Raw genomic sequence first — 12,205 nt, forward strand, 5'->3', positions numbered from 1 at the left:
CAGGATAATCTTCTTGGTGAGAGTTTAACATAAGTGACAAATTTCAGTGATTAAAAAGTTTACTAAAGGAAACAAAAAGAAACTATCAACAGCTAAGAAAGATGCTTTTTTAGTTGAAGAATACATATGGTTAGCTTATACAAAGCTTATAGGAAGCTTATACGAATCTTGGACGATTGTTATACAAAGGCTATGTAAACAGTTAAGAGTGAGGAGTTAAGAGTAAGGAGAAATATATAGTTTTGACGGTAACAAAACGAAGATAAAAAGAAGGGGAGTTGGTAGATTAATGAGTTTATTACAGAAAAAAGGCTGTTCAGCACAATGCTGAACAGCCTTTTTGAGCTATCTCTATTTATATAACGGCTATTTCTTAATGTATAACCAGCCTACCAAAGACTCTTTGTTATTATTACTATCATAGTACTCTATCACATAGTAATACGTTCCTTGAGGGAGCTTATCAGCTTGTTCTACGGTTACACGTCCGTTGGAAATACCTCTGAATACACGAGTTAGGTTGTCGTAGCCCTCTGTTTCGAACACTTTTACACCCCAGCGGTTGTAGATGCGTACTACATTATTAGGGTAGTGCTCAATACCTGCAATATGAAAATGGTCATTCTTGCCATTGCCATCCACCGAAATAGCGTTATAAGGTACTACTTTACTCACCACATCAATAGCAACCGTAGCGGTGGCACAACCATCAGCATTACAGAGTTGGTATACAAAGCTATCAGTACCTTCAAAATTGGTATGTGGACGATATTCTATACTACCGTCGAGATTCACTATTACTGTTCCATTTACAGGAGAGGTTACCACATTAGGGGTAGTCGCACCATTAGGGGTATCGTTGCTTAGTACGTTCACTACTACTGGAGTATTGAGAGGTGTAGTGGTATGGTCATCAACAGCTATTGGCAACACTGGAGTTGTAGGTGTAGTGGTGTTGGTAGTGGTTGCAGTCACTACTACTGTAATCACAGCACTGTCGCATACCGTTGAACTTGCAACTGCACAAATAGTATAGCCAATCGTATAGCTTCCCACTGCTGTGTTAGGAGCTACATTTATCGTACCATTGCTATTCAAAGTAAAGCCCGTTGGGGTAGCTGTAGTCCAAGCAAGGGTTACAGAGCTTACACTTGGGTTGAGTACCCCGTTGAGTTTATCGTTAGCAAGGACACTTGTAGTTGTGCCCCCTACCGTTTGTGTGATAGTTATAACCCCATCGTTATTCGCTTCAATAGTTGTAGGCGTTACAACTGCAGGAACAAACACTTTTACGGTAGCCGTAGCTGTAGCGCAGTTGTTAGGATTCAATCGCTCACAGATGCTGTACACTATCTGATAAGTACCTGATTTAGTTCCTGAAGGTACAACTACTTTACCGTTACTAACAAGCGTCGGCGTGTGCGTTGCACCTACTACATCGGTGGTAGTGGTTACTACGGTGAGTATTACATCGGTGGTGGTTGGTGTTTTAGTACCGAGCTTGTCGTTGTCGAGTACTGTACCGGTAGTCGTTGTTGTACTACTGCCGTTGGTGATAGTATAAGTATCAGGTGTGGCGACAATTGGTGTGCTACCGACTTTTACCGTAGCGGTAGTGGTCGCACAATTATCTGGATTGAGTCGTTCACAGATACTATAGATAATCTGATAAGTACCTGATTTAGTGCCTGAAGGTACAACTACTTTACCGTTGTTATCAAGCGTAGGCGTGTGAGTAGTGCCTACTACATCGGTGGTAGTGGTTACTACGGTGAGTATTACATCGGTGGTAGTAGGTGTCTTAGTACCGAGCTTGTCATTATCAAGTACTGTACTGGTAGTCGTTGTCGTGCTACTGCCGTTGGTGATGGTGTAAGTATCAGGAGTGGCAACAATTGGTGTGCTACCGACTTTTACAGTTGCTGTCGCCGTATCGCAAACCGTTACGTTATTTTCAGTATGACAGATTTTATACTGAATAGTATAAGTTCCAGATTTCGTGCCAGCAGGTACTGAAATCTTACCAGTAGTGGTGTTAAGTGTTGGCACATTAGTTCCTCCTGTAGCAGGAGTTACTACTGTGAGTGTTATATTGGCAGTAGTAGCACTTACTCCTCCTACCCTATCGTTTTGCAACACATCAATTACATCGGTAGCACCCGTAGCACCATTAATGGTAGAAGTGTAGGTATCATCTACCGCATCAATACTTAATACTTTGATGGTACTTGTTTTGGTAACCGTATTACCCAGCGGGTCTTTCCCTACAAAGGTAACCGTTACTACGCCTCCATTAGGGGTATTACACCAATCGGTAGGTTTTACTACAGCGTAATCGTGGGTAAGGGTAGCGGTACCACAAGTATCGGTAACGGTAGCTTGTGAGAGCCAATTGGTTACAGTCGTATTAGCATTTGTCTCATTGCAAGCTATCGTAAGAGTGCTTGGCACAGTAACACTTAGAGTGTTACTGAAAACTACATTCACCGCTACGCGTACACTTTCACAAGAGCCGTTCTTTTGAGCTACATAGTAAGTACCAGCTACTAAAGGTGTTGTGCTTGCCAAAGGCGTAGTGCTGGTAACAGTAGCGTACCATACGATATTAGTACCTTGAGGTTGAAGGTTGGCTACTGTTGTATTACTGCAGAACGATTGAGTAGTTTGAGTAACAATAAAGTTTTTTAAAGAAATATCTTCATAAACTTTCACAGGATATGCAAGAGAAACACATTTACCAGGGGCTTCTATGGTATAAGTATAATTGTCAGAACCTAAAACTATTTGTCCATTGTTAAGTGCTCCATTTACTCTGTCTTGATAGATTTTCACTATAGTAGTAGCACCATATTTAGCTTTAATCGCATCTTCTACTACTTTTTGTGGGGCATAAGCTCCTTGGTAGCCTTGCTGAGATTCACAGGTTACTAAAGTCTCAATCGCTGCTTTAGTGCGTTCCGATAAAGTGAGTGTAATGTTAGCAGGGGCTGTTTCACACACACCTACCAAATAGGTGTAAGTATAATTAATACCATTTTGCAATACATAATCATCGGTAAGTTTTTGAGTTCCGTTGTATATAGCTATTTTAGCTCTATTAGGTTTGTCGATACTGTCTTTGAGTTCTCCCACTGTAGTGCCTTCACACAAGGTAACTGTTTTGTTAGGTTTAGCTGTATTTCCTATGCGTGTTACTTTAAATGAAGAAGGATTAGGAAAGAAACAGCTCTTCTCATCGTTAATTCTTATCCTTACATAATATTGCTTAGTTTCTCCTTCATTAAGTGATACAGAAGCAGAAGTTATCTTATTAGTTCTCGCATTTGCATCAGCTAAAGTAAGATACCACTCAAAGATATATTGTTCAGGAGTAGCCAGCATAAACCAAGCAGGATATGCCTTCTGTCCTAACTTCTGCAATTCACTAAAAGTAACAGTGGGAGCGCATACTTCGGTTTGAAAGTCACCAAAACTTCTATAGCCTCTTACATCTAATATTGCTTCTGTTTGAGTTACTACCCCACAATCGGTGATGATACTATACACAAAAGTGTGTTTACCTATAGTATCTCCACTGAGTTTTATGCTACCATCTTTTGCTACTGAAATAATCCCTGCTTTGTCTACTACTTCAGTATATACTCCCGTTTCAAGGGTAGTAGGTTGATTGCTAAACAACACATTTACATTGTATTCTGTCTCATTACCATTAGGCACTATACAAGCTGTGCTATTCTTGGCAGTAGGTGCTTGATAAGTTTGTGATAAAGTAGGAATAGCGTTAAAACGGATACTACTCATACCATTGAGATTGCTCTCTATGCAATTTTTCACCAAAGGGTCGGTTACATTGGTAAGGGTGAGTTTTACAGCAAACTCTTTATCTAAGTCATCTTGAGTAAGGTGGTCTATTACCAACTGATGGTCGGTGCTCAATATAGTAACAGGATTGTCTTTCCTGTACCACGCATACGTAAGCCCTTCTATCTTAGGGAGAGAGACTATCCCTTTAGCGTTCAAACAGTAGTACTGCTGATTCTTCTCTATCTTAAAAGGCTGAATATTAGAAAGTGTTTCATCTATACTCTTTTCTACGTTACAAGCGTCTTTCACCACAAATTTATAGCGAGCCATAGCGTTACTCTCATCTATATTGATAAAGAAATTGTTGTCGCCATTTGTTTTTTCTATAATAGTTGTTACCACACTTGTTACACCTCCTATGGTTTGTGTTTCTTCTTTAGATTTGAGCATATAGCTATACGGAGGTGTTCCTCCTTGTGGTGTGATTACAATGTGGTACTTCTGAGCTCCACCAATAGCCGAGCAGTCCAATCGTGCTATCTTAGGCTGTCTCATTTCTCCCTTAGCTATCTCGCGTTCTTCTATTACTTGAGGACATTCAATAGTAGCACCCCCATCACGTGAAATAGCGCGTATCACCCTAAACTTACCTCCTTGAGGAAAAGTAACTTTTTGCTTATTAGTATTGTCTAAAGTAAGAACTGTTTTAACATTTCCAGATGTTTTAAAGGGCTCCCATATTCGTTTCTCAGGATTGTATATTTCTATAACATACGCAATTCCTTGAGGAGCATAATAGGCAGTAGTACTTCTAACAACTGATACAGTAGTTTGACAGTTTTGTTCTTCCCATTTCAAAAGGGTATTATCTGGACCTCTTACTTCTAATTTACTTTCTGCTGTTTGACCACAAGCATCGGTATAGCGCACTTTATAATCACCGGAAGGCAATTTGATTCCCCATTGCTCAGCTCCTGTTTTATAGGTATCGGTAAGTGTAAAAGGCAAGGTAACCGGTACTAACGATTTATAATCGGCAAAAGCACTATTCTTGGTATACGATAGTATTTCTACTTTTGAAAGAGAACTGTTCAAATCTCTTTTCTTAAACACTACATCTTTCCACGCCCCATTAGTATTAACCGTTCCATTGTTATCCGTACAACTCACATAAGCCTTAGCATCCACAGCCAAATTAGCCATTAGCTTGTAGCCTGGACGCGATAAATCTTTGGTTTGTCCACTACACTCATCATCTACCAGTTTAAACTTATAATTAAAATCTTCAGTGATAAACTCAGGATTGAGGAGCACTTGTTGTTTTATATCGGGGAAGAATTTCACCCATTTGTCTTTTAAATTGGGGTTAGTAGAGTTTACCTTATAGAAACCTGCGGCTACATAGTCAAAACCAGCAGGCGCTTCCTCTAATACCACATAATAATTGCGTAATGCGTTTGGATTGTCATTATTAGCAAAATTAAGCGTCATTGCCTTATTTCTACAACCCACAACATCTTTCTGGACAGTCTCTGTAATATAAAAATAATCAAGAGGTGAACTCACTACAAGCGACTCTTTTTCAGCTAAAGTGCGCTCTTGTCCACAAAGGGTATAAGTCCCTTTAACTTTCCACTTGCCTGCTTCAGCAGGGATTCTGTTTTGTACTACTTTCTGTGAGATAAGATTCAGTACATCTCCACTTGCCCAAAAGTATTCAGTAAACTCTTGTTTGTTGTTGAGTATTATACGAATAGGATATACCTTATTAGAGGGTGATAGTATTTGTAAATCAAATTCAATAGGGTAAGTAAGCACGTCAGCCTTTAGTATATTCTCTATGTTTTTAGCTATAAAACTTACTTTAAAATCGGTCATATATGGGCAGCCAGATTTAGCAGTAAAGCCATTAATGCTTTCTATATCAAGTGTAGAAAGGGTTGCTAAAAGATTTATCTGTTGTGTAAGCGCATTCCCTCCCGTACCTGTACCGCAGTTGTCATTTACTCTCACTTTGTAAATGCCTGCTTCAAGATTGGTAAATACGGGCGACAATTGTGCGGGACGTACTACAGCGTCGTTGCTATCATATAAAGTAAAAAACAACGGAAGATTGTTAGTTACATTCCTATTGTTTTCATCTTTATTGATATCTACGTAAATAGCTTGCTTCCCAGAACAAGCTTCAGGCACTGTTTTTAGCAAAAACTTCACTGGTTTTACGAAACTTTTTAGGTTAACAGTAACTTCTTTCAAAGTCTTACCCGTAGCTCGGTGTTGCGCTTTCACAGTATATCTACCTGAAGATAGACTCGTATAATCAGGCTGACTTAATTCTACAAAAGCACCATTATCTTTTTTAGCGTAGAACTTATAATCAGTAGTATTATCGTTCACTATTGCAAGGTGTATAGCTCCTGCATTAGTACACCATTCTTCTTCCACGCTATATGAAATCTTAGGTTGTGGATTCTTACTTGTGTCAGGTAGAATAGATCTCCGCTGACTGAACATATTAGGCTGGTAGAAAGTGCAGTTTCCGTTTTCTGCTTTAAAATAAAACTCACGAATTACATCTACCTTTCCTACTGGTATTTCAACAGTGAGTTCTTCGGGCACACCTGTGTATTGCTTGGTATAAGCTACGCCGGTTGCCTTGTCGATAAATGAATAAGTAGTGCCTTTCAGAGGATTTTTGACGAAGAAAGAAGCATTACTGCCTTTAGTAACCTCTTTGTAGTAATAAATACGGGTCTGTTCAAGCCCTTTTAAAATGTTCTCATCGCAGGTTTGTGCCTGTCCCTTTACAGATGAAAACAGTAAGATAAATAGTGATAACTTAATAGTTAAGTGTTTTGAATGTTTGTACATTTTGAGTTTTGATAAGTGTTTTGTTAGTGATTTTCGGGGTGCAAAAGTAGAGAAATATTTTTACACCCACAATTAAATTGAGTAATATTCGTATTTTCTGTTCAACCATTGTACTTTTTTCTACGAACCATTGCAACAAAAAAGCTCTTACTAAGTCCTAAAAACTTAGTAAGAGCCTATGTTTATACATTTATAAAAGGAGGCTAATCTACTAATACGCAAACAGCGGTCTATCTTCCATAAATAAATTTACTTCTTCTGCTATTTCTTCAAGTGCTTCGTCATTATCACGATTGGTAATTGCACGGTCTATAAAGTCGGCTATGCGTTCCATATCAGCTTCTTTGAGTCCGCGTGTAGTGATAGCCGATACCCCTACCCTGATACCGCTGGTTACAAATGGTGAGCGTGTATCAAAAGGCACCATATTTTTGTTTACCGTAATATCGGCTTTACCAAGGGCTTCCTCCGCTTCTTTACCGCTTACATTCTTATTGCGCAAATCAATAAGCATTAGGTGGTTATCCGTTCCTTTAGAGATGATATCATAACCTTTTGCCAAAAGAACAGACGCTAATTTGCGTGCATTCTTTTGCACTTGTATAGCGTAATAAAGAAAATCGTCAGAGAGTGCTTCACCAAAGGCAACTGCTTTCGCTGCGATAATGTGTTCTAACGGACCTCCTTGATTACCTGGAAATACGGCACTATCAATGAGAGATGACATCATTCGTACTTCTCCTTTAGGAGTTTTTATGCCAAAAGGATTTTCAAAATCTTTCCCCATCAAGATGAGTCCGCCACGAGGTCCTCTCAAGGTTTTGTGAGTGGTGGTAGTTACAATATGGCAATACGGGATAGGGTCGTTCAATAGCCCCTTAGCAATGAGTCCCGCAGGGTGTGCAATATCAGCAAAAAGGATAGCCCCTACCTTATCGGCTATTTCTCTAAAGCACTTAAAGTCTATATCACGAGAGTAGGCTGAAGCGCCTGCTACTATCATTTTAGGACGTTCGCGTTCCGCTATTTCAAGAATATTGTCGTAATTGAGCCTCCCCCTTTCTTTCTCTACTCCGTAGAACACAGGTTGATATAATCTACCTGAAAAGTTCACAGGCGAACCGTGCGTAAGGTGACCACCGTGCGAAAGGTCGAAGCCGAGAATCTTATCCCCTGGTTTAAGACAAGTAGCGTATACTGCTGCATTGGCTTGTGAACCGCTGTGCGGTTGCACATTGGCATATTCAGCCCCAAAGAGTGCTTTAGCGCGGTCAATAGCTATCTGCTCTATTTCATCAATTACTTCACAACCGCCGTAGTAGCGTTTACCTGGGTAGCCTTCAGCGTATTTGTTGGTAAGTACTGAACCTGCTGCTTCCAGCACTTGGTCGCTCACAAAATTCTCTGAAGCGATGAGCTCAATACCCAACTCTTGGCGCTCTCTTTCGTCTTCAATCAGTTCAAAAATGTCAGTGTCTCTTTTCATATTAAAAATATTTAATGTTTAATGATAATCTCATTGCTTTTATTTCTCGGCAAATATATACCTTTTTTCAGTATCAAGCAAACATTGGTAAAGAAATATTCTGTTAGCCCAATACCACGTCCATTGCCATCATCACTACAAAGCCTACCAAAAAGCCTATGGTAGAAACATCGGTGTTTTTATTTTGTTGGGCTTCGGGTATTACTTCTTCTATCACCACATAAATCATAGCTCCCGCCGCAAAAGCAAGGGCATAAGGCAATATTGGGGTAAAAAAGAGCACTGCAAAAGCTCCTAATACGCCCGCTATGGGTTCTACTATAGCCGAAAGCTGCCCGTAAAAAAAGCTCTTTCTTCTACTCACACCCATACGTCTGAGGGGCATTGCTACGGCTATTCCTTCAGGAAAGTTCTGTAGCCCAATTCCTATAGCAAGAGTTACAGCTCCCGCAATAGTGGCTTCTGGAATACCTGCTGCTACTCCTCCAAAGAGCACCCCTACTGCTAATCCTTCGGGAATATTGTGCAAGGTGATAGCCAAAATAAGCAACGTAGTTTTTTGCCAATGGGTTTTAATACCCTCCGTTTGTTTAAAATTGGCGTGAAAGTGTGGCAATAGCCTATCTAATACATAAAGAAAAAGTGCTCCCATAAATATCCCTACCGTAGCAGGCATAACTTTTATAAAGCCTTCTCCTTCTGTCATATTAATCGAAGGGATTATCAAACTCCACACGCTGGCTGCCAACATCACCCCTCCGGTAAAGCCTAACATACCGTCTAACACGGTCTTGTTTTCCTTCTTAAAAAAGAATACTACCGCAGCCCCTAAGGCTGTTACACTCCACGTGAAGACAGTAGCGTATAAGGCAGCAAGTATAGGGTTAATACTCTCCAAATAAGTGATAATTTCTTGTATCATTTTCTATAACTTATTTAAAAAATATTTTGGTATAATAGCACATCTTTATAGCTTCCTTGTTGATACAACCAGTCTTTTTGCACTCCTGAACGCTTAAAACCTACTCCTTCAAAAAGACGTATACTCACGGCATTATCCGTAGGAATATAAGCAATAAGCTGATGTAGGTCTAAGTATTTCTGTGCGTAAGCTATCAACTGCTGTAAGGCTTCTTTAGCATAACCTTTCCTTTGATAAGCAGGCAAAAGCGCAATCCCTACCGATGCTCTGCGGTGCTTCGGGGCAAAATCGTACAAATCCACACACCCCACAGGCGTTCCTTCTTCAAGTGCTATCACATAGCGGTATTGCTTAGCTTCGTAAATGTCCTGCTTGGCGTGCTCTATATAGTCTTGTAGCAAATGCTTAGCGAAAGGCAACTGGGTTTCACTCACTTGCCACAACGCCTCTTCGTTTTCTAACTGATACAAGAAATCTATATCCTCAGGCTCTAACGCTCTTAACTTTATCATTCTTTTATCTTTTACCTCTTAACTCCTCTATTTTGTGTCCTACACTTTGCCAAAGTTTCAAACTTTCGCAAAGTCGATTATTGTTAACTAACTGCCTGTGTGGCTCGCACTGCTTGTGTGGCTCACACCTTCAAACACAAATTGAGCACTCCCGCTTAGGTATATATTTTCGTACCCCTCTCCTACCCTATCAAAATACACTTGCAAGTCACCTCCACGAGTGTGCAAAGTTATCTGCTGTTTATCAGTTTCCCCTATGTGATAAAGGGCAATCGCTACGGCAGTCACTCCAGTACCACAAGAGTAAGTCTCATCTTCTACCCCGCGTTCATAAGTGCGCACCTTAAAACCGTTATCACTTCTGCTCACAAAGTTCACATTACTACCACCTTTCTCAGCATACAGTTCCCCATAGCGTATGGCAGCCCCTTCGGTTTTCACGTCTACATCTTCCACATCGTCTACCCATTGCACGTGGTGAGGTGAGCCCGTATTTAAGAACACATAACCATCGTGTTCTTCCACTTCCTCTACATTTTTCATTTGTAGGCGCACATAGTTATCACCATCAATAGTAGCGCGGTGCTCTCCGTCTACAGCTATAAAAAGAGCCTCTTTCTTTATCACTTTCAATTGTTTCGCAAAAGCCACCACACATCGTCCGCCATTGCCACACATCGTACTCTCACGACCGTCAGAATTGTAGTACACCATACGGAAATCGTACTTTGGGTCGTTCTCAAGTAATATAAGTCCGTCAGCACCAATGCCAAAACGCCTATGACATAAATCAGCCACAAGCGTTTGGTTATCTTTTGGGAATTCCCCTTTGCGATTGTCTATCATCACAAAGTCATTCCCCGTTCCTTGATATTTGTAGAATTTAATCATTAAAAAAGGTCAAAAATCAAAAGTGTTAAATAAGCAAAAGGCGAGGCAAAAACAAGACTATCCAAACGGTCGAGCAACCCCCCGTGTCCCGGCAGTATCGTCCCACTGTCCTTCACTTTAGCAACGCGTTTAAAACTGGACTCTACCAAGTCGCCTACTGCACCAGTAACTACCAAAATCACTGCCAAAATAAGCCACTGCCATAGCGGGCGACCACTGTAATACGAAATAGCCGTAGCAATAAGCATCGCCCCTATAAGTCCACCCACAAAGCCCTCTATCGTTTTCTTAGGCGAAATGCGCTCAAAGAGCTTATGCTTGCCAAAGGCTTTCCCCGTGAGGTACGCAAAACTATCGCTCGCCCATATAATACACAAAAGCCCTATCATCGTGATTTGCGACTCGTTCGTAAATATATTCTGATAAAAATAATTAGGGTTCGGGTTGTTCTCATACTTGTAAATCAAAGGCACGAATATACACCCACCCCCTATATAAAGCAAGCTAATGAGCAGTTTAGTGTTGTTACTTTGCTTGCGGATAGGTGTTTTCTCATTGAAAAGCATCATCGTTAGGTATATATTGGTAAGCAAAGTAGCCAAAAGTAGTATGTAAACCGAAAAAGGATACGTTTTTAAGTGAATAAAAAGCCACCAAACCAACAAAAACAGTAAAAATATATGCAATTCCTTCAGCCTAATGAGCCTTTTAAACTCAAATAAGCAGATAATGCCAAAGGATAAGAATAAGAAGTCAAAAGCATCGGCGTTAAGCATTATAGCCGATAGCAATAAAAAAACATAAATAAACCCTGTAATGGTTCTTTTGAAGAGTTCGTTCATAAATCGTTATTTATCAATAGGTAAATCTTCTAACAGTATCAAGTACGTCCGTTTAGAACTCGTACCGTAATGATTGATACTATTCTTCTCAGGGTCATCAGTAAAACTCTGTAATGTGATGAGCCCCGTAGGAAATTGTTGCGGATATTTGTTCTTTATGCCCCTCATCCCTTCAGGAATATCCTTTACCATCTGACTCGTTTTGGCAAAAACAATGAATATTTCAGGTAACTCATTGATATTCTTATGCCTCAACTGATGCGAAGAGAGCATAATCCCCCCTAAAGTAGTAATGAGATACTCACAATCCGTCAAATACACGTTCGAAGTCTCAATATCCGAGGTAAACAGCGGCGTGTGTTCCTCAAACATCGTTTTAATAGTGTGAGAGGCATTGCTACTCATCTTCACATACACCCCTAATTCTTTCAGTATATGCCGAAAAACCTCTTGCACCTGTATTTCAGTAGTGCAATAGATAAACTTTCCGCCATTTTTAGTGAAGTTCATCGCAAACTGCTCATCAGCAGGTAGCTGTTCATTTAATTTGCGCACCTCATCTTCACTCTTTATATCTTTTCCTTTAAATAATCTTCTAAATAAATTCATTGACAATCCGTTTTTTACAATTGGCAATCTAACTAATACTTAAACTTCTTTTCCGCTGATAATCAACAAAAGAAGTATCTTACACCATTCATATCCGCCCAGCAGATAATACAATGAGCCCTATTTTTTTGCAAATATATACAAAATAAATGAATCTATATACTTTTTCTTGAAAATTTGTCATTTGCTATTATTTTCCTACCTTTGTGCCCTAATTGAATATTTAATGACCGTCACCACATTCCTCCTTTGGAGGTTGTCCGCGATA

Annotated in this window: 7 protein-coding genes; all 7 read right to left on the bottom strand. The window is 40.0% G+C overall.

Going from position 1 to position 12,205, the window contains the following annotated elements; all coding sequences use genetic code 11:
• Window positions 1–366: 366 nt before the first annotated feature.
• Entirely contained in the window at window positions 367–6,675 is a 6,309-nt protein-coding gene (locus RCZ04_RS05920; protein WP_460485051.1) for a T9SS type B sorting domain-containing protein, read from the bottom strand.
• 211 nt (window positions 6,676–6,886) lie between these two features.
• On the bottom strand, window positions 6,887–8,161 hold the full coding sequence (gene glyA, locus RCZ04_RS05925; RefSeq protein ID WP_460485052.1) for a serine hydroxymethyltransferase: 1,275 nt from the start codon (window positions 8,159–8,161) through the stop codon (window positions 6,887–6,889).
• Window positions 8,162–8,264: 103 nt separating this feature from the next.
• Window positions 8,265–9,083 carry a ZIP family metal transporter gene (locus RCZ04_RS05930; protein ID WP_460485053.1) on the bottom strand — a complete coding sequence of 273 codons (819 nt, stop codon included), beginning with the start codon at window positions 9,081–9,083 and terminating at the stop codon, window positions 8,265–8,267.
• Window positions 9,084–9,097: 14 nt separating this feature from the next.
• Window positions 9,098–9,595 carry a GNAT family N-acetyltransferase gene (locus RCZ04_RS05935; RefSeq protein ID WP_460485054.1) on the bottom strand — a complete coding sequence of 166 codons (498 nt, stop codon included), beginning with the start codon at window positions 9,593–9,595 and terminating at the stop codon, window positions 9,098–9,100.
• An 87-nt stretch (window positions 9,596–9,682) separates the two neighbouring features.
• Window positions 9,683–10,486, bottom strand: a complete 804-nt coding sequence (gene dapF, locus RCZ04_RS05940) for a diaminopimelate epimerase (protein WP_460485055.1) — start codon at window positions 10,484–10,486, stop codon at window positions 9,683–9,685.
• Window positions 10,486–11,328, bottom strand: coding sequence for a phosphatidate cytidylyltransferase (locus RCZ04_RS05945; protein WP_460485056.1), 843 nt, complete (start codon window positions 11,326–11,328; stop codon window positions 10,486–10,488). The genes dapF and RCZ04_RS05945 overlap by 1 nt, the downstream gene beginning before the upstream one ends.
• Window positions 11,329–11,334: 6 nt before the next feature.
• Complete coding sequence (locus tag RCZ04_RS05950) at window positions 11,335–11,937, bottom strand: LUD domain-containing protein (protein ID WP_460485057.1); 603 nt, start codon at window positions 11,935–11,937, stop codon at window positions 11,335–11,337.
• Between the last annotated feature and the right edge of the window lie 268 nt (window positions 11,938–12,205).

The organism is Capnocytophaga sp. HP1101 (assembly GCF_054772415.1).